The following is a 23,284-nucleotide window of genomic DNA, read 5'->3' as shown; positions in this document are numbered from 1 at the left end:
GCCTCAGGCGCTCCTGACACAGGGGTTTGGTCCAAGCCGTACGAGATAGTTCAACGGCCGCGCCCCACCTTCCCGGATCAAGCTCGAGCCAACAGTGGTCGGGTAGACTTGATCTGCGTGGTCGCCGCTGGGGGTCGAATGACCGGGTGCCAGATCGTTTCAGAACAGCCCGAACGGCAGGGATTTGGACAGGCCGCCGTCGCGTCCATGCGACAAGCGCGGATTGCAGTCGATCCGAACGGTCCGCAACCGGGTGCTCGGATCAGAAGCACGATTTCGTTCTGGAACGGCCAAGGGCAACCTCCGAGCTAACCAGCCCGGATATTACTGCCGCAGTCCGGATGCGGGCATCAAGAATGTCTGCTCAGGGTCGATTTCCGACTGGGCTCCGCGCTTTCAGGCGACCGCCGCCCAGCATGCTCTAACGCACCCCGATATACTTGTGCGTCTGGACGCTGAGCCGCCATTTCGGGTGGGTCAGGCAGTAGTCGATGGCCGCCGCCGTATTAGCCGCCTGGTCCGGGCCGTCCATGGGCTGGAGCCAGAAGCGTTCGAAATCCAGATCCTCGAAACGGTCGGGCATGGCCTCGGCCTGCGGATAGACCAGTTTCAGCTCCTGACCCGAGGTCTGGACCACCGGCGCATCGGCCTTGGGGCTGACGCAGATCCAGTCGAGGCCCTGCGGGGCCGCGATCGTGCCGTTGGTCTCCACGGCGATATCGAAGCCTCCGGCCTTCAGCGCGCGAATGGCCGCCGCGTCCAGTTGCAGCAGCGGTTCGCCGCCCGTGACCACGACCAGTTTCGGATCGCCCTCCCGGCCACGCCACATCGAGGCGACGTGGTCAGCCAGATCCTCGGCCGAGCGGAACTTGCCGCCGCCGTCGCCGTCAGTCCCGACGAAGTCGGTGTCGCAAAAGGTGCAGACGGCCCCTGCTCGATCCCGCTCCAGCCCGTTCCACAGGTTGCAGCCGGCGAAGCGAAGGAAGACGGCCGGACGGCCCGCCTGGCCGCCCTCTCCCTGCACCGTCAGGAAGGCCTCCTTGACCGCATAGGTCACGCGACGTCTCCGCGTCGGGCGCCGACGCCCCGCCACCACCCTTCGAACCCGGCCGCCCGCAGCTCGCAAGCCGGACACTCGCCGCAGCCATAGCCCCAGTCGTGACGGTGGGTCCGGTCGCCGCGGTAGCAGGTGTGGCTGTCCTCCACGATCAGCTGGATCAGGTCATCGCCACCCAGCCGGTGGGCCAGGGCCCAGGTCTCGGCCTTGGTCAGATACATCAGCGGCGTCTCGATCGGCACGGGCTTGTCCAGACCGAGGGTCAGGGCCTGTTGCATGGCGTCAATGGTGTCGCGGCGGCAGTCGGGGTAGCCCGAGAAATCGGTTTCGCACATGCCGCCCACCAGCACATCCAGCCCCCGCCGGTCCGCCAGCGCGGCCGCATAGGCCAGGAATACCAGATTCCGGCCCGGCACGAAGGTGGTCGGCAGACCCCGGGCGTCCATCTCGATCGCCCGATCCGCCGTCAGGGCGCTGTCTGCGATCCGCCCGAAGCCGGTCAGGTCGCAGACATGATCGGGGCCCAGGCGCGAGGCCACGTCCGGCAGCGCCCTCGCCATTCCGGCCCGAACCTGCAGCCGCGCCTGCATCTCGACATGGTGACGCTGGCCATAGTCGAAGCCCACGGTCTCCACCCTCTCGTATCGCTCGAGGGCCCAGGCGAGACAGGTGGCGCTGTCCTGCCCCCCCGAGAAGAGGACCAGGGCCGAAGCGGGGGATGGGGCGTGGGAGGCGGGGGTCGGGATATCGCTCATGACAAATCTGCGGTCGGCCGGTCGGCCGCGCGCATTCTCGAATTTCCGGCAGGGATCAGGGGCGACCAGCCTACATCATCCGCCGCCGTCGCGCCAATCCGCGCGAAGTCGCGCCGGGCGCGATAAAATCCCCATTTTCGGGCTCGCCTTAACGGTTCTGCAAACGTCGCTTTCTAGTTTGGACTGCTAGTGTTGTGGGGAATACGGCATCCATGCCGAGGATTGACGCGTACACCGAGGCCACCAAGCCGGTCGGTCCCGAGACGACGGCGGTGGAACTGCTGTCCCGTTTCGAGGCCGAGGCGGACCTGCATCACCTGCCCGTCCTGGACGGCGAGCGGGTGCTGGGTCTGATCGAACGCAGCGCCCTGCTGATGCGGTTGACGGTGTCTCCCGCCGCGCCGATGACGGCGGCCCAGCTGATGGACCCCGAGCCTGTCGTCGTGGACGGCGCCATAGAAGCTCGCCCCCTCTGTGAAATCCTGCTCAAGGGCGGGCCTGCTGCGGTGACGCGCGGTTTCATCGTCACCAGCGGCGGTCGCTATCACAGCGTCGGGTCGGCGCCGGACCTGCTGCGCGCGGTGTCGGAGACGCCCCCGGCCGCGATGGCCGCGCCTCTGGACGTGCGCGGGTCGGCTGCCGACGCCTCTCAGCTGATCGGCATGGTCGAGGCCGAGATGAGCGCACCGATCAAGGGCATCCTGGCCGTGGTCGATCTTTTGCGCCGCCACCCGCTCACCAGCGACATTCTCGACCATGTCCAGTCCATCGACGAGCAGGCCCGTGGCCTGATGGCGGTGGTCCATGATGCTGCGGAACTGGTCGACAGCGGTCCCCGGTCGACGGTCGCCGCCACGAGCCTGCGCACGGTGATGGACGATGTCGAGGCCGACTGGGTCCTGCGCGCGGGCCAGAACGGCGTCACTCTTCTGGTGAGCTACGAAGGCGATACCGAACTGGTCGCCGATCTCGACGCGACGCGCCTGCGTCGCGTGTTCGACTGCCTGATCGGTCGATCGCTCAAATACGCCAGCGAGGGCATGGTCGAGGCCCGACTCAAGGCCATCGCCGTCGGCGGCGACATCCAGATCTCGGCCCAGGTCCGCGACGACGCGCCGGGCGTCGTGGCGAGTCATTCGGCGGCCTCCGCAGCCGACGGCGCCGAGGACGGCGGCTTCGCCCTGACGGTGTCGCGCCGTCTGGTGGCCGGTCTGGGCGGGCGTCTGTGGGTGGACACCAACGCCGGACGCGGTTCGACCGTCAATCTGGAGCTGAACGCCCCACGCAGCGCGCCCGTGGTTCAAGCTTCCACCAACGTCCAGATCCTGTCCGACCTGGAACTGCAATCGACGCCGCACGTCCTGATCGTGGACGACAACGCCACGAACCGCGTGGTCGCCCAGGCCCTGTGCGAGATGTTCGGCTGCAGTTGCGAAACCGCCGAGGACGGCGTGGAGGCGCTGGAAGCCGTCGAGAACCGCGCCTTCGACCTGATCCTGATGGACATCAAGATGCCGCGCATGGACGGGGTCCAGGCCACCCGGGCGATCCGCGCCCTCGACGGCCCGCAGCGCCATGTGCCGATCATCGCCCTGACCGCCAACGCCGACCCCGCCGACGCCGCCGCCTATGTCGCGGCGGGCATGATCGCGGTGGTCGAGAAGCCCATCAAGCCGGAACGCCTGCGCATGGCCATGAATGCGGCCCTGGTCCCACCCGCGTGGAACGCCGACGACGAGACGACTTCAGTCAATCGCAGCGCCTGATCCGGGCGTCTCGACCTCGCCCTCCTCTTCGTCATAACCGACCAGCCGCAGCGCCCGCGCCGTCTGTCCCCTCAGGGCGCACCAGCGCAGTAGGCCCTCCTCTCGCCCGTGGGTGATCCAGACCTCCTCCGGCGCCAGTTCGGTGAAGGTGTCGGTCAGTTCGGCCCAGTCGGCGTGGTCGGAGATGACCAGGGGCAGTTCCACGCCCTTCTGACGCGCCCGCGCCCGCACCCCCATCCAGCCCGAGGCGAAGGCGGTCACCGGCTCGGCGAAACGTCTCGACCAGCGGTCCTGGGTCGCCGAGGGTGGCGCGATCACGATCTCGCCGGGCAGGCCGCCTCCTCCTCTGGCGGGGACGGTCGCCGAGGCCAGAGGCCCGAGATCCACCCCTTCGCGCTGATAGAGGGCGTTCAGCCGCTCCAGCGCCCCATGCACATGGATCGTCCGGTCCCAGCCCGCCTCACGCAGCAGCCGGATCACCCGCTGCGCCTTGCCCAGGGCGTAGGCGCCGACGAGATGGGTGCGCTCCGGGAACTGTCTCACCGACTCCAGCAGCCGCGCGATTTCTTCCCCGTCCGGCGGATGAACGAAGACCGGCAGACCGAACGTGGCCTCGGAGATGAAGACGTGGGAACGCACCGGCTCGAACGGCGCGCAGGTCGCGTCCGGGCGGCGCTTGTAGTCGCCGGAGGCTGTGATGGTCATGCCGCGCCAGGACACCACCGCCTGGGCCGATCCCAGCACATGGCCCGCCGGGACCAGGCGGACCGAGACCCCGCCGATGTCTGTCGCTTCTCCGTAGGCGGAAGGCTGGCGACGAGCCGTGAAGGCCTCGCCATAGCGCTCGGCCATGATGGCCAGGGTCTGGGGCGTGGCGAGGACGGCGTCGTGGCCGGACCGCGCATGGTCGGCGTGGCCGTGGGTTATGACCGCGCGCGCCACCGGCTGCACCGGGTCGATGAAGAAATCGCCGGGTGGGCAATAGAGACCCTGAGGCGTCGGTCTGAGAAGGTCTTCGAAACGCATGGTCGTCCCCGACGCCTGAGCGCCTCCCGCACTGCCCTTGCACCGGGCCCCTTGCACCGGAGCGTCGCACGGATAAGGACGGTTGAATGCGCGATATGTTCCTGAACACCCTCCTGCCGCAACTGGCCGCCGGCGCGCCCCACACGGCTGCGCTCGGTTTCGTTCTGGACGGGGTGGACGGAAGCGACGTCCGCTTGCGGACCCCCTGGCGCGAGGATCTGGTCGGCGACCCTGAGACGGGCGTGCTGGCGGGCGGCCTGGTCACGACCATGCTGGACCACGTCGGCGGGCTGGCGGTCTGGGTGGCGCTGGGCGAATACCAGTCGATCGCCACTCTGGACCTCCGAGTCGATTATATGCGCGCGGCCCGGCCCAGGACAGACCTGCTGGCCGAGGCCCATTGCTACCGCCTGACCCGCAACATCGCCTTCGTGCGGGCCTGGGCCTTTGAAGACAGCCCCGACGATCCGGTGGCTGCGTCCCAGGCGGCCTATGTCCTGACCGGCGACGGCCCGCGTCGCGTCGGCGCCAATCTGCGCCCGGCCGTCGGAGCGTCGAAGCCATGAGCCCGGAGCTGCTCGACCGCATTCCCTATGCGCGCTTTCTGGGTCTGGAGAGCCGGCTGGAGGACGATGTCCTGACCGTCGTCATGCCCTTTGCAGACCGGCTGATCGGCAATCCCCTGCTTCCGGCCCTGCACGGGGGATCGACCGCCGCCCTGCTGGAGCTGACCGCCGTGGCCCAGGTCGCCCTGGCCTATCCCCGGCTGCACCTGCCGCGCCCGATCAACGCGACGGTCTCCTATCTCCGGTCCGGCCGGCCCGAGGCCGTTCATTGCCGCGCCCGTATCCTGCGCGCCGGGCGACGGGTGGCCCATGTCACGGCCGAGGCCTGGCAAGACGACCCGGATCAGCCGATCGCCGGCCTGACCGCCAACTTCCTCCTGTCGTACACGGAATAGTTGCATTGAGACTCCCGTCATGATTGATTCGTCTCGTGGCGATGGGCCATGAGATCAACGGGGGACTCACACATGCGTATTGAAGCCGGAAACCGGGCCGAATCGGGAAGCACGGTCGCCGCCCGCCTCTATCGGGTCGAGGCGGCCATCGACGCGGCCCTGGCGGAAACGGCGGCCTTCGTCGCCGACCTGCCCCGCGCCCGCAGCGAAGCCTATCTGTCTGCCGTGGCAGGACAGCAGGTGTTCGACCACGCCACCGAATCCCTGAGCGCCATCAACCAGGCCCGCGCCCGCATGGTGGCGGCCCACAACAGCCTGGCCGCCCTGGCCCGCAAGATGGGCCTCGACATCCTGGCCGTCGGCCCCTTGGACAAACCCGAGGACAGCCCGCCCATCGGCGGCGGACCGCGCGTGGAAACTGCCGCTAAAACTTAACGAACCCCTACCGAACACGCTTAACTCATGTTAACCTTCGGTCGCTTTCAGGCATTAACAGGGGTATATTGAGTATGGACCGCACCGAGACCATCAACGCCTTGGCCGGCGAACTGCATGCGACCGAGAAATCGATCGACGCGGCCATCATCCAGGCCACGACTCTTGTTCAGGCCTTCATCGGCGCGCGCACGACCCTGTCGCTGTCGCCGGTCGCCGGCGCCGAGTCGCAAGCCAAGGCCATGGCCACGATCGCCGCGCTCAGCGCCGCGCGTGACGCCGTCGTCGCCTGCCATTCTGAAATGGCGCGCGATCACCGTCGCATGGGCTACGGCACCTTCAACGTCGGCCCGCTGAACAAGCCCGATGGCGAATACGGCCTGCCGGACGGCACGAAGCCGGGCGGCGTGACGACCGACGAAGTGGTCGCCCCGCGTCACCTCAAGGCCGTTTGATTACAGCGATTTCATCACGTTCGGGCTTCGGTCCAGACGAGATTCGCGTCATATTCGCCCCTGCGTCAAACGACGTGGGGGCGTTTTGATGTTTGACACCTTGGCAGCCCAGATCGGCGCGATTTTCGTAGTCGCCGCGTGCGTGTTTGCATTTCTGAAGGGTAATGAGCCGGAACGTGTTGTCGCCGGCGCCTATGTACTGGGCTGGTTCGCTTCCTTGCTTTTGCAGAGCAGCACCAATCTCTACGGGGTGCAGTGGGGGGTGATGGCGATCGATATCGCCATGCTCCTGCTGCTTTGCGCCATGGTATGGAAAGCGTCAGTTGGCCGGCCTGGGCCGCCGCCTGCCAGCTCCTCGTCGTGATGAGTCACTTCGTCTCGATGTCGGACCTTCGCCCCTCGATGCTCAACTATATCTCCGTCATCAATCTGGCCGGCTACGGCGTACTGGTGGCCCTGGCGGTCGGCACCTTCTGGGCCTGGCAGGAGCGCCGGGCCGCCGGGCTGGAATAGGTTTATTTTCCTAACTATGCACTTTACATACCCGATGATTTCGGGGATAAAGACGCATGGCCAACGCAACGCTTTCCGACCCCATCTTTCACGACGTGGACGCCGCTCGCGCTCACTTTGAGAAGCTGCGTTGGCCGGAAGGTCGGACCTGCCCGCATTGCGGCGTGGTCGGCGACGATGCCTCCACCCTCCTCAAGGGCAAGTCGCACCGTCCGGGGCTCTACAAGTGCAAGGCCTGCGATCTGCCTTTCACGGCGACCATCGGCACGGTTTATGAGGACTCCAAGGTTCCTCTGAACAAGTGGCTCCTCGCCACCCATCTGATGTGCGCCAGCAAGAAGGGTATCAGCGCCCTCCAGCTTCAACGCGAACTCGGCCTCGGCTCCTACCGCACCGCGTGGTTCATGGCCCACCGCATCCGCGAAGCCATGACCGACACCGACGACACCCCGCTCGGCGGCGAGGGCAAGGTCGTGGAAGCCGACGAAACCTACTACGGCAAGCCCGCTGTCTCTCCGACGATCCGCGCCACCACTGGCCAGCCCTACAAGAACAAGAACCGCCGCAACAGCCGCCCGGTCGTCGCCCTGGTTGAGCGCGGCGGCAAGGCCAAGGTCTTTCACGTCGCCGTCGCTGACAAGGCCACGGTGTCCGCTATCGTCATGGCCAACGTCGATCCGGCCTCACGCCTCCACACCGATGAAAGCCGCCTTTATGTCGGCGCCGCCGACGTGTTCGCCTCGCATGAAACCGTGAAGCACTCGGCTGGCGAATACGCCCGTGGCGACGTGAATACGAACTCGGCCGAGGGCTTCTTCGGCGTCTTCAAGAAGGGCATGAAGGGCGTCTATCAGCACTGCTCTGAGAAGCACCTGAACCGCTACGTCACCGAGTTTGGCTTCCGCCATAACACCCGCGCCAAACTCGGCTTCAATGACACGATGCGCACTGACCTCGCCGTCCTCGGAACGGTCGGCAAGCGCCTGACCTATCGGCGGACTAACGAAGCCTTCGTTTAGGTTTCAGGCGGCGAGGCTCGCCCGCTGGAGGCGAAAGAACAAATCGTGAAGACAATCTGTGGACGAACCGCTCTCGGCCTCTTACGCGGCCGGGGGAATCATGCGTGGGGTTGTGCGGGGAAGTCGGTTGCAGCCGACTTCACCCGCTTTCACCAACTGCCGGTGCGCGGCAGCCCGTGGATCACTCCCGACTTGTCCTAGAGTCGGGCCGATGGGTCAAGCGCGGCGGCTCCTCTAGGAGACGATCTTGGCTACTTACTGGCTCACGTTCCGCATCGCGGACCAAGGAAACTATAGCGAGCGATATGACGCCCTGCACCACGCAGTTTTTGAAGCTGCGGAAGGCGGGAAGTGGTGGACCGAATCCACATCCTTCTACGTCTTTGAAAGCCCCTTAAAGGCCCAAGAGGTGGCGGAGAAAATCGAGAGCGTCATAAACCCTCAGACAGACTTGGCCCTCCTTGGGATGCCCGGTTTCAAGGTGGCAAAGGCAATAGGGGCCGTGGAGGACGAGGACCTCTTTACGCTCATACCATTCGCTAAACGGGCGTAGTCGACTGCTATCGGAACGCGAACGGCGCGAGCAAATGCGACCGCCATTTTCATCCTGAGAAATCGCAAACTCACTCTTTGCCCTCTGGCGCGGGCTTAGGCTCGCGCCCCTTCTCTTTCGGCGCATGTTTCTTCGGCGGGGTCGCCAGCATGCGCTTCACCACTTCATCGCGGCGTTCAGCCGTAGGATCTTTGGACATTGCGCAAGCCCTTCATCATCGACCCAGCTTTTGCCGTCCCGCTTACGCCAACTCAGCTTCACGACCTCGGCGTCATCGCTGTGGTCTGGGGTCAGATCGACTTCATCCTTGATGAAATCATCTGCCACGTCCACGCCTTCGACCATAACCAACGCGCAACGTTCGTGACCGACAAGCAAATCGCCGCGAAACTGGACTTGCTCCGGTCAGATTATACGCGCCTTCCGAAGCGCCTGCATGCGGGGTGCGCCGACCTGATCAAACGTGTGGCCCAGATCAAACAGAACCGAAATTCAGCCTTCCACGGCGTGTGGGGGTGGAAGTGGGAAACGCGATCAAAGACCCGACAGGTCGGCGCCTTTCACTCCAGGACCAAAAACAACCCGCTAAGACCCATTCAACTCGCCGGAATGGCAGAGGAACTCATAAGCCTTTCAAAGCTCGCAGGGTCGATAATGGCCGACCTGCACGGGATGCCGTTCGTCACCGCATCTCAGTTCACTTGGGGGGCAGAGGACTCGAAGGGGGAACCCGCCTCATGGCTTCGAGAACGCTACCCAACAATTCAAAAGGGCCGCAGTCCGACTGCACGCCGCAAGAGACCAAGGCCCCCCAGCCCGCCCAAAGATGAGCCTCGGTAGGCTCCCCCAAGATTTCGAATACCGGCCTGTCACAGGCGGAATCTGGCATAATTTCCTCGGTATGCAAAGTGCATAGTTAGGTTTATTTTCCTAGTTTAAGGGTGTAGTCTGCGGCGAATCGCCGATACGGACGCCACGCCTTGCCCCTGTCACACGCCAAGCTGTGGAAAGCCGTCGACAACCTGGCGCGCAGAGAGGGTCTGACCGCATCGGGTCTGGCGCGCCGTGCGGGGCTGGATGCGACCAGCTTCAATCCCTCAAAGCGGCACGGCCCCGGGGATCCGCCCCGGCCCCGTTGGCCCTCGACCGAAAGCCTGACGCGCATTCTGGAGGCCACCGGCGTGTCTCTGGGTGAGTTCGCCGACCTGGCCGAGGACGCAGCCGACGGCGGCTTGACCGTGCCCCTGCTCGGCCTGGCCCAGGCGGGGGCGGATGGCTTCTTCGACGACGCGGGCCTGCCGACCGGCGTGGGCTGGGAGGAGACGGACCTTCCCCGCGCGGCCGAGAGCCTGTTCAGCCTGAGGATCACGGGCGATTCCATGGTTCCCCTCTATCGCGAGGGCGACAGGGTTCTGGTCGATCAGGCCGCCACGGAGGTTCGGCGCGGCGACCGCGTCGTGGTGCGCACGACGAGCGGAGAGACCCTGGCCAAGGAGCTCCTGTCGCTCAGCCCCAAGGCCGTCACCCTCGGCTCCGTCAATCCGGCCTATCCGCCGCGCACCCTGGCCCGCAGCGAGATCCTCTGGATGGCGCGAATTCTCTGGGTCAGCCAGTAACGAAAGTCTGTTTTCGCGTTGAGTGTCAGTGGTCAGGTCGCGTTTCCAGCGTCAGTGGGCTTTATGCAGAGGGTTCGTTCATCACAGCGGGCACAGCGATTTCACGACGAACACGACGGGCTACGGTGTCATCGTGCCCGCTGTGAATCCGTCGTGCCCGCTGTGATGAACTGACCTTCTTGCCGTCAGAAGTCTCGAAGTTCGCTGACGCGAAAGGTGACGACCCACACCCAACAGCAATTCAGCCAAACGAAAAGGGCCGCCCCGAGGGACGGCCCTTGAACTCCGTATTCATGCGCTCAAGTCGCGAGGCTCCGCGAGCCGAGCATAGCGCACGACGAAGCCGACTTAATTGGCGCCGACGTAGCGGGCGTTGACCCAGCCGCCGCCGGCGATCTGGACCCACTCGCCCTGCGAGCCGATGGCGCTGAACGGCTGGCCGGCGCTCAGGCGCGACACCGTGCGGTAGTTGGTGCCCGGACCCGAACGGACGTTCAGGTTGGACAGGGCGCGATAGTCGCCGCCCGCCCGGACGCTGGCGGCGCGGGCGCGCTGCTGGTTGCAGCCGATGTAGGAACCGGCCGCGGCGCCGGCGCCGGCGCCGACCACGGTGCCGGCCGTACGCTCGTTACGCGCCAGGTTGGAACCCACGACGCCGCCGACCACAGCGCCGATCAGAGCGCCCGCAGCCTGACGGCCGCCGGGGGCGTCGCAGTTGGTGATGCCGTTGGCCTGGGCCTGGGCGGCCATGGGCGCAGCGGAAACCAGGGCGGCCAGCGCGGCGGCCGTGGCGAGCGAGGTGGTGAAAATCTTCGACATGGCTCTCTCCATTCATCGAGTTTGGTCGATGGCAGGGAGAATGCCTGACGCCGCTTATGGCTCCGCTGAACGGCTCGTTATGTTCCGTTCATCTGGCCGGGCTCAGCCGGCGAGTTCGCCGTTCGCCCCCGCCTCGATCAACTCGATGGTCTGCGGCAGGCCGTAGATGGCCGCGAACGAGCCGAAGCGCGGCCCTTGGGACGCGCCCAGCAGCACCTCGTAGAGTGCGCCGAACCAAGCCCGCAGCGGCTCGAAGGCGTGCGCCTTGCCCACCGCATAGACCTCGTTCTGGATCAACTCGCCGTCCGTGGTGTCGCCCGGCAAGGCCTTCAGCCGCGCCGCCAGGTCCTGCAGGGCCGCCTTCTCCTGCTCGGTCGGCAGGCGATAGGACTTCGTCGGCTTCACGAAGTCCTCGTAGTAGTTCAGCGCGTGACCCATCAGGCGGTCGAGCGTGGGCTCCGTGTCGGGCGTCGCGTCCGGCAGGTACTTCGCGAAATAGGCCCAGAGCTGGTCCTTGGACGAGGCGTTGGCCACCCCGACGAGGTTCAACAGCAGGCTGAACGACACCGGCGACGCCACCTTCGGCGGATCGCCCGCATGGATCGACCAGACGGCGTTGTCGATCTGCTTGGCCGGCTCCTGGGTCTGGAACTGGTCGATGAAGGACAGATAGTCGTCGATCGCGCGCGGAATCACGCCGAAATGCAGCGACTTGGCCGACTTGGGCGAGCCGAACATGTACCAGCTCAGGCTCTCGGGCGTGCCGTAGCGCAGCCACTCGTCCATCGTCAGGCCGTTGCCCTTGGACTTGGAGATCTTCTTGCCCTCGATGTCGAGGAAGAGCTCGAAGTTGAAGCCCTCGGGCGGCACGCCCCCCAGCGCCCGACAGATCTTGCCGCTTTCGCGCACGCTCTCGATCAGGTCCTTGCCCGACATTTCGTAGTCGACGTCCAAGGCGACCCACCGCATGGCCCAGTCGGGCTTCCATTGCAGCTTCACATGGCCGCCGGTGACCGGAACCTCGGTGCGGTTTCCGGGCTCTCCGGCCGGATCCTCGAAGGTGATGGTCCCCTTCTCGACGTTGCGCTCCAGCGTCGGGACCTGAAGCACATGGCCGGTGATGGGGCTGATCGGCAGGAAGGGCGAATAGGTCGCGCGCCGCTCCTCGCCCAGGGTCGGCAGCATGATCGCCATGACCGCGTCGAACCGCTCCAGCAGGGTCAGCAGGGTGTGGTCGAACCGGCCGCTCTTGTAGGTCTCGGTCGAGGACATGAACTCATAGTCAAAACCGAACCCGTCCAGGAAGGCGCGCAGCCGGGCGTTGTTGTGGGCGCCGAAGCTGTCATGCGTGCCGAACGGGTCGCGCACGCGGGTCAGCGGCAGATGCAGGTCCTCGCGCAGCATCTCCGGGTTCGGGATGCCCTCCGGGACCTTCCTCAGGCCGTCCATGTCGTCGCTGAAGGCGATCAGCCGCGTCGGCCAGTGGTCGCCGGTCAGGGCGCGGAAGGCGTTGCGCACCATCGTCGTGCGGGCCACCTCGCCAAAGGTGCCCATGTGCGGCAGGCCGGACGGACCATAGCCGGTCTCCAGAACCACCGGCTTCTGCAGGGCCGGGAAGGTCGCCAGGGCCTCATCCGCCTTGCCCGCGTCGATCAGCAGCTTCGTCGCCTCGCGCTCGGCGTCGCTCAGCCGCTTCTTCAGAACATGGTTCAGAAGATTGCGGGCCTGTTCAAACGGCCACGACTTGGCGTCGCGCGCGAGGGTTTCGATGTTCTGCAGCATGGCAGGGGCTTTGCCGTCTCAGGGACGGCGGGTCAACGGCCGGGACGATGACGCATCCGGTCCAACCCCCGCTCAGGCGGCGACGTCGGCCCTCAGGCCCGGCCATTCCTCGCGCCAGCCGGTCGCCGCCCAGGCGGTCACCTTTTCGAGCAGTTCGAGCGGCCGGATGGGCTTGGCGACGCAGTCGTTCATCCCGACGGCGGCATAGCCGGCCAGCTGGTCCTCCAGCGTATTGGCGGTCACCGCGATGATCGGCACGCTGGAGGCGACGCTTTTCAACGCCCGGATGCAGCGGGCGGAGGCGACGCCGTCCATCACCGGCATCTGGATGTCCATCAGCACGACATCCCAGCCGCCCCGCGCCGCGGCGGCCAGCCCCTGGGCCCCGTTGTCGGCGGTCTCGCAGTGGATGCCCTGGCTGGCCAGCAGGCAGCAGACAAGGGTCCGGTTGCTGTCGTTGTCGTCGATATAGAGCACCCGCAGGCCGCCCTCGCCTTCGCCGGCCGGGGCCGGTTCGGCATGCGGCGTGGCGACAGGCGACAGCGCCCTGACGGCGCCGTCCGTGAGCGCGGCCCCTTCCTCGCGAAGGGAAAGGCCGATCATCTGTTCGACCACGGCCGCCAGTTCGTCGCCGGCGGCGTGGATACGGGCGGCGTAACTGTCCTGCGCGGGGGTCAGACCATCCTTCAGCAGCAGGGCCGAAAACCCCAGCACCGCATTCAGGGGCGTGCGCAGTTCGTGCGACATGTCGGTCAGGAACCGCTGGCGCGCCTCGGCCATCGCCGCCTTCTGCTCGGCGGCGGCCCGCGCAGCCTCAGCCTCGACCCGATCAGTGACGTCGCGCTCGTTCAACAGGATGCTGACCGAGCCCGTCACGGGGTCCGGCAGGGGGCGGCAATCTAGATGGTGCCAGCGAAGGCCCGACCGGGTCTTCATGGCGTGCAGGACGCCGGTCTCCTCGCCGGCCAGGGCCATAGCCAGAACGGCCTGCCCCTCGGCCGTTTCCGCGAACCGGTCGAGGAAGCCCTTGTCGGGTCCATAGACGGCATAGGCCGCCGGATTGGCGAACAGGGGCGTCCCCTCCCCGTCGAACAGGCCGACAGGGCCGGCGCTGTGCCGCAGGGCCTCGACCGCGCGACGTTCCTCGGCCTCGACATCCAGCGGCGCCGCCTCGAACAGCAGAACGTCGCGACCATCCGCCAGCACGACCGTCGAAATGACGGCCCGCACCGTCACCGGCTGCCCCCTGGGATAGAAGGTCCAGCTTTCGTCGATCTCCTCGCCGTTGGCCGTCTGGGCGCGCAGGCGGTCGGTGCGTGTGCGCACCGCCGTCGACAGGTTGGAGAAGTCGCGCGCCAGCAGTTCGTCCAGGCTCTCGGCGCCCCAAAGCTCAAGGGCCGGGGGGTTGGCGTAGACGCCGCGACACGACACGGGACAGAACAGCCAGACCGGGCGACGCAAGCGGTCCCAGGCGGCTCGCGCGGCCAGGTCGTCGATCGGTGTGCGCGCCGGGCCCATTCCCGACACAATGGGCCACCGTGCTGAAGCAAGGCTTAAAACATCGGCGAAAAACGACGGCTCCGGCGACTTGACCCGCGACGGGCCTCATGCGCTTTGCCCCGCCAGATGAAGACCGCCGATTTCGATTTCGACCTGCCCGAGGACCGCATCGCCCTGCGGCCCGCCGAGCCGCGCGACAGCGCCCGGATGCTGGTGGTGGACGGCGACGACCTGTCGGACCGCGTGATGCGCGACCTGGCGGAAGTCCTGCGTCCCGGCGACGCCTTGGTGTTCAACGACACCCGGGTGATCCCGGCGCGGCTGTCGGGCGTGCGCCAGCGGCCGAACCCCGGGATTGGGGGGGCCGAGGGCGAGACCCTGACCGTCGAGGTCGAGGCCACCCTGCACCACCGAGACGCTCCCGACGTCTGGTCGGCCTTCATGAAGCCGGGCAAACGAATCAAGGCGGGCGACCGCATCCGCTTCGGCCCCATCGAGGACGGCGCCTGTCTGCTGGGGCGGCTGGACGCGACGGTCGTCGACAAGGGCGAGGACGGACTGGTCACCCTGAAGTTCGATCTGGCCGGTCCGGCGCTGGACGAGGCGATCCGCAACGTCGGGGTCATGCCCCTGCCCCCCTATATCGCCGCCAAGCGGCCCGAGGACGACCGCGACCGGTCCGACTATCAGACCGTCTTCGCCGAGCACGACGGCTCGGTCGCCGCGCCGACGGCAGGCCTGCACTTCACCCCGGCCCTGCTGGAGGCGATCCGGGCCAAGGGCGTTTCGACCCATGCCGTGACCCTGCATGTCGGCGCCGGCACCTTCCTGCCGGTCAAGGCCGACGATCTGGCCGACCACAGGATGCACAGCGAATGGGGCGAGGTGTCGGGCGAAACCGCCGACGCCCTGAACGCCGTCCATGCCGCGGGCGCACGAATCGTCTGCGTCGGCACCACCTCCCTGCGCCTGCTGGAGAGCGCGACGGGCGAGGACGGGGTGGTTCGCCCCTTCCATGGCGACACGGCCATCTTCATCACCCCCGGCTACCGGTTCCGGGCGGCGGACGTGCTGGTGACCAACTTCCACCTGCCGAAATCGACCCTGTTCATGCTGGTCTCGGCCTTCGCCGGGCTGGAGACGATGAAGGCGGCCTACGCCCATGCGATAGACAGCGGTTACCGCTTCTATTCCTACGGCGACGGCTCGGTGCTGTTACGTCGCTGACGCCCGGCGGTCCGCGACGCTTCGTCGCCCACGGCGACAACCAGGGTAAATTCGTTCCAGGACATGCACTTAGGAGGGCTGTAACATGCCTTGACCTGCGGAGGTCGCGGCTATAGGTTCCGCGCCGAATTCAGACCCCGTTTCGGGCGACCGAAACGCTGAGCGAACACAACCCATGTCCACCCCCCGGGAATCGCGCGAAGAGGCGATCAAACGCCTCAACGACCGCGCGTCGACCCTGGAGGCGGCTACGGCTCCGAAGACGTCCGAGCACCTTGCGGCTCAGGCGGTTTCGAGCCAGGCCTACAAGATCATCGCCGAGCTTCTCGGCGGCGTCTTCCTGGGTCTGGGATTGGGTTTCGGAGCGGACCGCCTGTTCGGCACCAATCCGTGGGGACTGATCGGCGGCGTCCTTCTGGGCTTCGCCCTGTCGATTTACATGGCGCGCCGCACAGCCAACCGGCTGATGGCGCAGGCGAAGGCGAGCGGGCTCGAACCCCGATCGATCCCCTTCGATGACGAAGATGACGAGGAGCGATAGGCCTTGGCCGATCCGATTCACCAGTTCCAGATCCAGAAGATCGTCGATCTCCCCGACGTGACGCTCCCGCTGTTCGGGCACACCGATCTGGCGGTCACCAATTCACACATCGCGATGACGGTGGCCTTCGTCGCGATCGTCGCCTTCCTGACGTTGGTGACCTCGGGCGCCAAGGTTGTGCCGGGCCGCCTTCAGGCGGCTGGCGAAAGCCTGTTCGGCATGATCGACGGCGTGACCGACTCCATCATCGGGCATGACGGACGCAAGTATTTCCCGTTCGTTTTCAGCCTGTTCCTGCTGGTGCTGGCGATGAACTTGCTGGGCATGTTCCTCAGCTTCACCGCGACGTCTCAGCTGGCCGTGACCGTCACCTTCGCGGCCCTGACCATCCTGCTGGTCATCGGCGTTGGTTTCGCCAGGAACGGTCTGGGCTTCTTCAAGCTGTTCTGGCCGACCAGCGCGCCCCTCGTTTTGCGCCCGGTCGTCGGCGCGATCGAGTTCCTGTCTTTCCTGCTCCGCCCGGTGACGCTGGCCCTTCTTCTGTTCGGCAACATGCTGGGCGGCCACGTCGCGCTGAAGATCTTCGCTGGCTTCGTCGTGGCCCTCGGCGCCGGCGCAATCGCCGGCGAGGGCCTGGGCCTGTTCGGCCTGCCGGTCGCCGCCCTGTCGATGACCATGGTCGTCGCCCTGACCGCCCTCGAGTTCCTCGTCGCCTTCCTGCAGGCGTTCGTTTTCGCCGTTCTGGCCAGCATCTATCTCAACGATGTGGTCAACCTGGGTGAAGGCCACTAAGGCCCAGTCCAGTCCGAACTCCCTCCTTCCAACCAACCCAGACTGAATAAGGATACTCATCATGGAAGCTGAAGCCGCCAAATACATCGGCGCCGGCCTGGCCACCCTCGGCATGATCGGCTCGGCCATCGGCGTGGGCAATATCTTTGCCAACTTCCTGAACGGCGCCCTGCGCAACCCGTCGGCCGCCGGTTCGCAAGTCGGCAACCTGTTCGTCGGCGCCGCCCTGGCCGAGGCCCTGGGCATCCTGGCCTTCGTTCTGGGCATCCTGATCCTGAACTCCTAAGCGACGTGAGTTCAGGGCGGCGGGCGGCTCCTCGCGAGCGCCCGCCGCCCTTCTGCCTTTTCGGGACGAACGGACACGATGGCCGAACCTGCACACGACACCCACGAAGCGGGCGCGCACGGCGCAACGACCGAGGCTGAAGGCCACGGCAGCGGCGGCCTGCCGCAATTCCAGACCCAGCACTGGGCTGGCCAGATGGGCTATCTGCTCATCCTGTTCTTCCTGCTCTATTTCCTGATCGCAAAGGTCTTCGCGCCGCGTCTGCGCCGCGTGATGGACGAACGCGCCAGCACCATTTCCAACGCCGTCGAGACCGCGCGCAAGGTTCAGGCCGAAGCCGCCGAACAGGCCGCAGCCGCCAAGGCCGACGTCGAGAAGGCTCGCGCCGAGTCCCGCAGCCTCGCCGCCGACGCCAAGGCGCGCGTGACCGCCGACGCCAACGCCCGCGCCGCCGCCCAGGAGGCCGAGGTCAACGCAAAGATCGAGACCGCCGAGGCCGCCATCGCCAAGACGCGCGACGCGGCCATGACCAATGTCGCTGGCATCGCCGCAGACACGACCGCGACCATCGTCGAACACCTGACCGGCAAGGCCGCCACGGCCGCCGAGCTCAAGGGAGCCGCCTGATGAACCTGATCTTTGAGATCAAAGACGGCATCTGGAGCTGGTCCAGCGCCGAAATCTGGGTCGGCATCGGCCTGCTGATCTTCTTCGGCATCTTGGTCGCCGCCGGCGTGCCCAAGCTGGTCGGCGCCCAACTCGACGCCAAGGCCGCCAAGATTCAGTCGGACCTGGACGAGGCCGCCCGCCTGCGCGCCGAGGCCGAGGCTCTGCTGACGCAGATCCGCGCCGAGAAGGCCGAGGCCGAGGCCCAGGCCGCGGAAATGCTGAAGGCCGCCGAGGCCGACGCCCGCACCATGGAGGCCGAGGCCAAGGCTAAGCTGGAAGAGACCCTGGCTCGCCGTCAAGCCCTGGCCGAGCGTCGCATCGCCCAGGCCGAGGCCCAGGCTACCGCCGACGTGAAGGCCGCCGCCGCCGACCTGGCCGTCAAACAGGCCGAGACCATCCTGACGGCCCGCGCCGCGACGCAGAAGAGCGATCCCCTGCTGGATGCCGCGATCGCCCAGATCGGCCAGCGCCTCAACTAGGGACTGCGCCTGAACTGGGGGCTTCGCGTCACGGAAAAAGATCAGGCCCCGCGGTTTCGCCGCGGGGCCTTTTTCTTGTTCAGTGGGCGGGAATGCCCGCTGCCATCTCGCGGGCGATGCGCTTGTCGCGCTCGACCAGACGGCCGTAGACTAGGCCCATGACGATGCCGAACACCACGTTGGTGATCAGCAGCCAGGCCACCACGCCGAATCCGCCGTCGCCCGCGAAGGTCTGGCGATCGCCCATCAGGAAGATGCCGGTCATCAGCACCACGAAGGCCCCGACCGAAAAGGCGATGCCCTTGGTGGCGAAGGTGTCGGTCGGCAGCCTTGGACACAGAACCCCGAACAGCGACCCCAGCGCCAGGGTCCCGATCAGAATATGGGCGATCCAGCCGACGGCGGGCGTGCCTTCCATGCCGATCATATGGGCCAGGATGTTGGGGAACGGGGTGAACCACGGACCCGCGACCATGTTCACGGCCTCCAGTCCGACGACCACGACGGTGGCGGCGAGGCCGGCCATCATGCCCTTTTGTACGCGTGACATCATAACGACAGCGCCTCCCAACGCCTGTTCTCGTTCCGATAACGCAGGCGGGAGGCTACGCCTGTCGGCGTGGGAGCGTTAGGCGCGGCGATTCACAAAACCGTGCTTCGCCAACGCGAAGTCGCAGTGCGGGATAGGCTTAGCCGAAGGCGCGACGCCACATCCGGCGCATCTTTTTGCGCATGCGGATCAAGGGCCTGCGGCGACGGCGCAGGACGTTTTTCTCGACCATCTTTTCCGCCCTCAGAGCCTGTTGCCAGAAGACCTGCCCGAATTCCGGGTTGCGGCGCAGCAGACGGCGGAACGGATAGACCCAGCGCGGCCGGGCGTACTGGGCGCGGATGAAATAGCGCTTGGCCCGATAGGAGCTGCGCAGAATCAGGATCAGGCCCAGGGCGATAACCGGCACGCCGCCGGGACCCGGCAGGGGCGCGATCAGTATGCCGGCGATGACCACCAGCACCCCGACCCCCAACATCGAGCTGCGCTTCAGCCAACGGAACAGGCCGCCGGGGTTCGGGCGGGTCTGAGTTCCGGGAAGAGCTTGCACGAGGGTCACGATGATGCCGAGATGGGGAGAAGGGCCTCTTGAGACAACGCCGCCGACCTCCGTCGGCTCCACGGCCGAGGGCATTTCCCCCGACCGTGGCGACCCTGCCACATCGGTGTTTACAATCTGCTTCGGTGTCCGAACCGAGGCTGATCCGTGAAGCTTTGGTCATGATCCAACGCGGCCGGATGACCGTGGCGGAAAGGACGCAGATCAGGCGAAGGCCACGCCCGTCAGTCGCTCCGATTCGGTCCACAGACGGGCGGCGACGTCCGGGTCCAGCGCTTGGGGTTCGATCTTGGCGACACCGGGCGGGCCCTTCATCTCTCCTCTGCCCTGCGGCCCGTAATAGCCGCCCGGCCGCACCTCCCTCAGCGTGGCCGCCATCAGGGTCGGCAGGGCGCCGTCGGCCGCCGAATGGCTGAACAGCCGCCCGAGTGGAGAGTGGGCCAGTCCGGTCAGCAGGCCCCCGGCCGACGACGGGCCGTTGGCGATCAGATCCGTGCGGGCGAACCCCGGGTGCGCGGCGACGCTGGTCAGGCCCCATCCCTTCGCGCGGCTGCGCCGGTCCAGCTCGATGGCGAACATCAGCATGGCCAGCTTGGACTGCTGATAGACCGGCCAAGGCCGATAGCCGGTCTCATAATTCAGATCGTCCAGCCGAATCCGCCCGCCGCGATGGGCCATGCTGGACAGTTGCACCACCCGCGCCTCCCCAGCCGTCAGCAGGGGCAGAAGCCGCGCGGTCAGGGCGAAGTGGGACAGATAGTTGACGCCGAACTGCATCTCGAACCCGTCAACGGTCGTCTGGCGTTTAGGCAGGGCCATGACCCCGGCGTTGTTGATCAGGATGTCGATCGGACGACCCGAGGCCCTCAGCCGTTCGGCCAAGGCCGCTACAGACGACAGATCGGCCAGGTCGGCCTGTTCGAAGCTGACGACGGCGTCGCGATGCCGGCCCCGGATCAGATCCAGCGCATCAGCGCCCTTGGCGGCGTTGCGGCCGACCAGAACGACCTCGGCCCCCGCCCCGGCCAGGTCCAGAGCCGTTTCCAGCCCCAGTCCCCCGGTCGCCCCGGTCACGAGGGCCAGTCGACCCGACTGGTCGGGAATATCTTTGGTGGTCCAGTTCACCATCTTCGCTATCCTTCAGGTCATCGAAATCGCCGGAGCCTTGGTTGCAATATCTGCATCCAGTGCAAATATGCAAGACGTGCAAGAATTAAGTCCGACAGCCGCCACTGGCCTGCGCGAGCGCAAGCGCATCGAGACCCATGCGCGCATCCAGGCCGAGGCTATGCGCCTGTTCCTGGCCGGCGGATTCGACACCACCACCCTGGACGACATCGCCGCCGCCGCCGGGGTCTCGCGCCGGACCCTGTTTCACTATTTTTCGTCGAAGGAAGAGATAGTCTTCGCCGCCAAGGCGGATTTCCCCAACATGATCGTCCAGGCCATCAACCGGCGTCCGGCGGACGAGCCCCTGCTGACCATGGTGGAGATGGCCCTGACGGACATGGCCGCAGGACACGAGACGCCCGAGGCCAAGGCCTTCGCGCGGCTGATCCGCGACACCCCGTCCCTCAATGCGGGGGATCAGGCCAAGTACGAGAAGGTGGAACGGCTGGTCGCCGCGACCCTGGCGGCGCGCAAGGGCCTGGCTGACGACGATCTGGACTGCCGTATCACCGCGGCGGCGGCGGTCGGCATACTGAAGCTGTCCACCGAAGCCTGGCTGGCCGACGACGGCGCCCGCCCGGAAACCTTCGGACGAGCGGCCTTCGCGGCGCTGAGACGAGTCGCCGCCGACCGCCGGGACGACTGAGCCGAAACAGGCTCCCCCTGCTCCGGCACGAACGCCCGCAGACGTCGATCAGGCCGCCTGGTTCGATCCTTCCGGCGCGACCCAGCGCAGGCGGGGCGAGCGGGCGGCGCGGGTTTCGTCCAGACGCTTCATCGGGGCGTGGAAAGGCGCGCCCTTGAAGCGGTCGGTATCCCCCGCCTTCGCCGCCTCGGCCAGCAGGCGCATGGCGTGGATGAAGCGGTCCAGCTCGGCCTTGGACTCGGTTTCCGTCGGCTCGATCAGCATGGCGCCGTGGACGACCAGGGGGAAGTACATGGTCATCGGGTGGAAGCCCTCGTCGATCATCGCCTTGGCGAAGTCGAGCGTGGTGATGTCCGTGCCCTTCAGCCATTCGTCGTCGAACAGGGCCTCGTGCATGCAGGGCCCGTCGGGGAAGGCGGCGCTCATCAGGTCCGACAGACGGGCCTTGATGTAGTTGGCGTTCAGCACTGCATCCTCGGCCACCTGACGCAGGCCGTCCGAGCCATGGCTCATCATGTAGCTGAGGGCGCGGACATACATGCCCATCTGACCCTGGAAGGCGCACAGACGGCCGAAGGCCTGGGCGGCGTCGCCCTCCTCCCGCTCGATCAACGCATAGCCGTCGGCGTCATGAACGACCCAGGGGGCCGGGGCGAAGGGCGCCAGGGCCTCGGACAGCACCACCGGACCCGCGCCCGGACCGCCGCCGCCGTGGGGCGTGGAGAAGGTCTTGTGCAGGTTGATGTGCATGGCGTCGACGCCCAGGTCGCCCGGGCGCACCCGGCCGACGATGGCGTTGAAGTTGGCGCCGTCGCAGTAGAAATAGGCGCCCGCCTCGTGCGTCAGCCGGCTGATCTCCAGAATGTCGCGCTCGAACAGGCCGCAGGTGTTGGGATTGGTAACCATGATGGCGGCGACGTCATCGCCCAGCTTGGCGGCCAGATCGGCGACATCGACGCGGCCGTCCTCGGGCTGGGCGACCTCGACGACGGGGTAGCCGTCGAAGGCGGCGGTGGCCGGGTTGGTGCCGTGGGCCGAGGTAGGCACCAGCACCTTGCGGCGTTTCTCATGCTGGCCAGACGCCTCGTGGGCCGCGCGAATGGCCATCAGGCCGCACAGTTCGCCGTGAGCGCCGGCCTTGGGCGACAGGGCGACAGCGGGCATGCCGGTCAGGGTCTTCAGCCAGTGGCTGAGGGTGTCCATCAGCTCCAGCGCGCCCTGAACCGTCGAGATCGGCTGCAGCGGGTGGATGTCCGAGAAACCCGGCAAACGCGCCATCTTCTCGTTCAGACGCGGGTTGTGCTTCATCGTGCACGAGCCCAGCGGATAGATGGCCAGGTCGATGGCGTGGTTCTTCTGCGACAGCCGCACATAGTGGCGCATGGTCTCGGGCTCGGACAGGCCCGGCAGGCCGATCGGGTCGCGGCGGATCAGGTCGCCCAGATCGGACCCGTCCGTCTTCGGCTCCGGCAGGTCCACGCCGGTCTTGCCCCAGCCCTCGCCCTCGAAAATCAGGGCCTCGTCCTGCAACAGGCCGCGCGCGCCGGTCAGGGTGGCGGGCTTGGTCTCGACCGCGTTCGGGGTGGTCGGACGGCCGACGGTGTTCATGGTGCTCATGGTCAGGCTCCCAGGACCTTGGTCAGCGATTTAGCGAGGATCTGGATATCCGCATCCAGCGTCGTCTCGGTGGCGGCGACCAGCAGGACGTCATCCATACCGGCGCCGGGGCTCAGACGGCTGTAGGGCACGCCGGCCAGGACGTGGTGGTCGGCCAGGGTCTGGACCACCTCGGCGGCGTTCCTGGGCAGGCGAACCGCGAACTCGTTGAAGAAGCGCGGGGTCAGGATCTCGACGCCCGGAATGGCGGCCAAGGCGTCGCGCGTGGCCACGGCCTTTTCGTGGTTCAACAGAGCCATCTTCCTCAGCCCCGTCTCGCCCAGGAGGCTCATGTGGATGGTGACGGCCAGGGTGCAGAGGCCGGAATTGGTGCAGATATTCGACGTCGTTTTGTCGAGCGGGATGTGCTGTTCCGGCGTCGTCAGGGTCTGGACGAAGCCGCGACGGCCGTCCGGATCCACCGTGTCGCCGCAGTAAAGACCGGGGGTCTG

Annotated in this window: 29 protein-coding genes and 1 pseudogene; 19 read left to right on the top strand and 11 right to left on the bottom strand. The window is 66.7% G+C overall.

Annotated features, from left to right (window positions below; all coding sequences use genetic code 11):
- Window positions 1-45 precede the first annotated feature (45 nt).
- Window positions 46-312 carry a TonB family protein gene (locus tag ACT6QK_RS10730; RefSeq protein WP_444597820.1) on the top strand — a complete coding sequence of 89 codons (267 nt, stop codon included), beginning with the start codon at window positions 46-48 and terminating at the stop codon, window positions 310-312.
- Window positions 313-421: 109 nt separating this feature from the next.
- Here ACT6QK_RS10730 and queE read toward each other — a convergent pair whose 3' ends face one another.
- Both queE and queC read right to left on the bottom strand, forming a co-directional pair.
- A complete protein-coding gene (queE, locus tag ACT6QK_RS10725; protein WP_444591874.1) occupies window positions 422-1,057 on the bottom strand; it encodes a 7-carboxy-7-deazaguanine synthase in 636 nt (211 codons plus the stop codon).
- The gene (gene queC, locus ACT6QK_RS10720; RefSeq protein WP_444591873.1) at window positions 1,054-1,812 is read right to left on the bottom strand and encodes a 7-cyano-7-deazaguanine synthase QueC; all 759 of its coding nucleotides are present in this window, start codon (window positions 1,810-1,812) and stop codon (window positions 1,054-1,056) included. The genes queE and queC overlap by 4 nt, the downstream gene beginning before the upstream one ends.
- A gap of 212 nt (window positions 1,813-2,024) precedes the next feature.
- Between queC and ACT6QK_RS10715 the strand changes: the two genes are divergently transcribed.
- The gene (locus ACT6QK_RS10715; RefSeq protein ID WP_444591872.1) at window positions 2,025-3,578 is read left to right on the top strand and encodes a response regulator; all 1,554 of its coding nucleotides are present in this window, start codon (window positions 2,025-2,027) and stop codon (window positions 3,576-3,578) included.
- On the opposite strand, the gene ACT6QK_RS10710 is transcribed toward ACT6QK_RS10715, so the two are convergent.
- On the bottom strand, window positions 3,558-4,604 hold the full coding sequence (locus tag ACT6QK_RS10710; protein WP_444597819.1) for a ligase-associated DNA damage response exonuclease: 1,047 nt from the start codon (window positions 4,602-4,604) through the stop codon (window positions 3,558-3,560). The two genes, ACT6QK_RS10715 and ACT6QK_RS10710, sit on opposite strands and share 21 nt — an antisense overlap.
- A gap of 86 nt (window positions 4,605-4,690) precedes the next feature.
- Here ACT6QK_RS10710 and ACT6QK_RS10705 point away from each other — a divergent pair, with 86 nt between their 5' ends.
- From ACT6QK_RS10705 to ACT6QK_RS10660, 10 genes are all read left to right on the top strand, one after another.
- Window positions 4,691-5,170, top strand: coding sequence for a PaaI family thioesterase (locus tag ACT6QK_RS10705; protein WP_444597818.1), 480 nt, complete (start codon window positions 4,691-4,693; stop codon window positions 5,168-5,170).
- A complete protein-coding gene (locus tag ACT6QK_RS10700) occupies window positions 5,167-5,565 on the top strand; it encodes a PaaI family thioesterase (protein ID WP_444597817.1) in 399 nt (132 codons plus the stop codon). Before ACT6QK_RS10705 ends, ACT6QK_RS10700 begins: the two co-directional genes overlap by 4 nt.
- A gap of 72 nt (window positions 5,566-5,637) precedes the next feature.
- Window positions 5,638-6,000, top strand: a complete 363-nt coding sequence (locus tag ACT6QK_RS10695; RefSeq protein WP_444597816.1) for a hypothetical protein — start codon at window positions 5,638-5,640, stop codon at window positions 5,998-6,000.
- Between the two features lie 74 nt (window positions 6,001-6,074).
- Window positions 6,075-6,455, top strand: coding sequence for a hypothetical protein (locus ACT6QK_RS10690; protein WP_444597815.1), 381 nt, complete (start codon window positions 6,075-6,077; stop codon window positions 6,453-6,455).
- A gap of 88 nt (window positions 6,456-6,543) precedes the next feature.
- On the top strand, window positions 6,544-6,819 hold the full coding sequence (locus tag ACT6QK_RS10685; protein WP_444597814.1) for a hypothetical protein: 276 nt from the start codon (window positions 6,544-6,546) through the stop codon (window positions 6,817-6,819).
- 17 nt (window positions 6,820-6,836) lie between these two features.
- A complete protein-coding gene (locus ACT6QK_RS10680) occupies window positions 6,837-6,968 on the top strand; it encodes a hypothetical protein (protein ID WP_444597813.1) in 132 nt (43 codons plus the stop codon).
- Window positions 6,969-7,024: 56 nt separating this feature from the next.
- A complete protein-coding gene (locus ACT6QK_RS10675) occupies window positions 7,025-7,987 on the top strand; it encodes an IS1595 family transposase (RefSeq protein WP_444597812.1) in 963 nt (320 codons plus the stop codon).
- A gap of 247 nt (window positions 7,988-8,234) precedes the next feature.
- Entirely contained in the window at window positions 8,235-8,540 is a 306-nt protein-coding gene (locus ACT6QK_RS10670) for a hypothetical protein (RefSeq protein ID WP_444597811.1), read from the top strand.
- Window positions 8,541-8,738: 198 nt separating this feature from the next.
- The gene (locus tag ACT6QK_RS10665; protein ID WP_444597810.1) at window positions 8,739-9,380 is read left to right on the top strand and encodes a hypothetical protein; all 642 of its coding nucleotides are present in this window, start codon (window positions 8,739-8,741) and stop codon (window positions 9,378-9,380) included.
- 140 nt (window positions 9,381-9,520) lie between these two features.
- A complete protein-coding gene (locus tag ACT6QK_RS10660; protein ID WP_444597809.1) occupies window positions 9,521-10,156 on the top strand; it encodes a S24 family peptidase in 636 nt (211 codons plus the stop codon).
- 348 nt (window positions 10,157-10,504) lie between these two features.
- On the opposite strand, the gene ACT6QK_RS10655 is transcribed toward ACT6QK_RS10660, so the two are convergent.
- From ACT6QK_RS10655 to ACT6QK_RS10645, 3 genes are all read right to left on the bottom strand, one after another.
- Window positions 10,505-10,975: an SH3 domain-containing protein gene (locus ACT6QK_RS10655; RefSeq protein WP_444597808.1), complete on the bottom strand. Its 471-nt coding sequence runs from the start codon at window positions 10,973-10,975 to the stop codon at window positions 10,505-10,507.
- 102 nt (window positions 10,976-11,077) lie between these two features.
- Entirely contained in the window at window positions 11,078-12,757 is a 1,680-nt protein-coding gene (locus ACT6QK_RS10650; protein ID WP_444597807.1) for a lysine--tRNA ligase, read from the bottom strand.
- A gap of 72 nt (window positions 12,758-12,829) precedes the next feature.
- Complete coding sequence (locus ACT6QK_RS10645; RefSeq protein ID WP_444597806.1) at window positions 12,830-14,275, bottom strand: response regulator; 1,446 nt, start codon at window positions 14,273-14,275, stop codon at window positions 12,830-12,832.
- Between the two features lie 108 nt (window positions 14,276-14,383).
- On the opposite strand from ACT6QK_RS10645, the gene queA reads away from it, so the two are divergent.
- From queA to ACT6QK_RS10615, 6 genes are all read left to right on the top strand, one after another.
- On the top strand, window positions 14,384-15,484 hold the full coding sequence (queA, locus tag ACT6QK_RS10640) for a tRNA preQ1(34) S-adenosylmethionine ribosyltransferase-isomerase QueA (RefSeq protein ID WP_444597805.1): 1,101 nt from the start codon (window positions 14,384-14,386) through the stop codon (window positions 15,482-15,484).
- A 175-nt stretch (window positions 15,485-15,659) separates the two neighbouring features.
- On the top strand, window positions 15,660-16,025 hold the full coding sequence (locus ACT6QK_RS10635) for an AtpZ/AtpI family protein (protein WP_444597804.1): 366 nt from the start codon (window positions 15,660-15,662) through the stop codon (window positions 16,023-16,025).
- A gap of 3 nt (window positions 16,026-16,028) precedes the next feature.
- Window positions 16,029-16,817 (top strand): F0F1 ATP synthase subunit A, encoded by a 789-nt coding sequence (locus ACT6QK_RS10630; RefSeq protein ID WP_444597803.1) that lies wholly within the window; start codon window positions 16,029-16,031, stop codon window positions 16,815-16,817.
- A 61-nt stretch (window positions 16,818-16,878) separates the two neighbouring features.
- Window positions 16,879-17,103, top strand: a complete 225-nt coding sequence (locus tag ACT6QK_RS10625; protein ID WP_201099132.1) for a F0F1 ATP synthase subunit C — start codon at window positions 16,879-16,881, stop codon at window positions 17,101-17,103.
- 78 nt (window positions 17,104-17,181) lie between these two features.
- Window positions 17,182-17,730, top strand: a complete 549-nt coding sequence (locus ACT6QK_RS10620; protein ID WP_444597802.1) for a F0F1 ATP synthase subunit B family protein — start codon at window positions 17,182-17,184, stop codon at window positions 17,728-17,730.
- Window positions 17,730-18,251, top strand: a complete 522-nt coding sequence (locus ACT6QK_RS10615) for a F0F1 ATP synthase subunit B (protein WP_444597801.1) — start codon at window positions 17,730-17,732, stop codon at window positions 18,249-18,251. The genes ACT6QK_RS10620 and ACT6QK_RS10615 overlap by 1 nt, the downstream gene beginning before the upstream one ends.
- Window positions 18,252-18,330: 79 nt before the next feature.
- Here the strand turns inward: ACT6QK_RS10615 and ACT6QK_RS10610 are convergent, their stop codons facing one another.
- The 3 genes from ACT6QK_RS10610 to ACT6QK_RS10600 form a co-directional block, all read right to left on the bottom strand.
- Window positions 18,331-18,801 carry a DUF6789 family protein gene (locus ACT6QK_RS10610; protein WP_444597800.1) on the bottom strand — a complete coding sequence of 157 codons (471 nt, stop codon included), beginning with the start codon at window positions 18,799-18,801 and terminating at the stop codon, window positions 18,331-18,333.
- Between the two features lie 139 nt (window positions 18,802-18,940).
- The gene (locus ACT6QK_RS10605; RefSeq protein ID WP_444597799.1) at window positions 18,941-19,351 is read right to left on the bottom strand and encodes a PGPGW domain-containing protein; all 411 of its coding nucleotides are present in this window, start codon (window positions 19,349-19,351) and stop codon (window positions 18,941-18,943) included.
- 213 nt (window positions 19,352-19,564) lie between these two features.
- The gene (locus ACT6QK_RS10600; protein ID WP_444597798.1) at window positions 19,565-20,488 is read right to left on the bottom strand and encodes an SDR family oxidoreductase; all 924 of its coding nucleotides are present in this window, start codon (window positions 20,486-20,488) and stop codon (window positions 19,565-19,567) included.
- Window positions 20,489-20,555: 67 nt separating this feature from the next.
- Between ACT6QK_RS10600 and ACT6QK_RS10595 the strand changes: the two genes are divergently transcribed.
- The gene (locus ACT6QK_RS10595) at window positions 20,556-21,176 is read left to right on the top strand and encodes a TetR family transcriptional regulator (protein ID WP_444597797.1); all 621 of its coding nucleotides are present in this window, start codon (window positions 20,556-20,558) and stop codon (window positions 21,174-21,176) included.
- A gap of 48 nt (window positions 21,177-21,224) precedes the next feature.
- On the opposite strand, the gene gcvPB is transcribed toward ACT6QK_RS10595, so the two are convergent.
- Entirely contained in the window at window positions 21,225-22,793 is a 1,569-nt protein-coding gene (gene gcvPB, locus ACT6QK_RS10590) for an aminomethyl-transferring glycine dehydrogenase subunit GcvPB (RefSeq protein ID WP_444597796.1), read from the bottom strand.
- Window positions 22,794-22,795: 2 nt separating this feature from the next.
- Window positions 22,796-23,284: pseudogene (locus tag ACT6QK_RS10585) on the bottom strand (glycine dehydrogenase); the annotation flags it as partial.

The organism is Brevundimonas sp., from assembly GCF_052436175.1.
In the GTDB taxonomy this organism is placed as follows: Bacteria; Pseudomonadota; Alphaproteobacteria; order Caulobacterales; family Caulobacteraceae; genus Brevundimonas.
The sequence above is the reverse complement of the archived record's forward strand: the minus strand, read 5'-3'. Positions and strand labels throughout refer to the sequence as shown.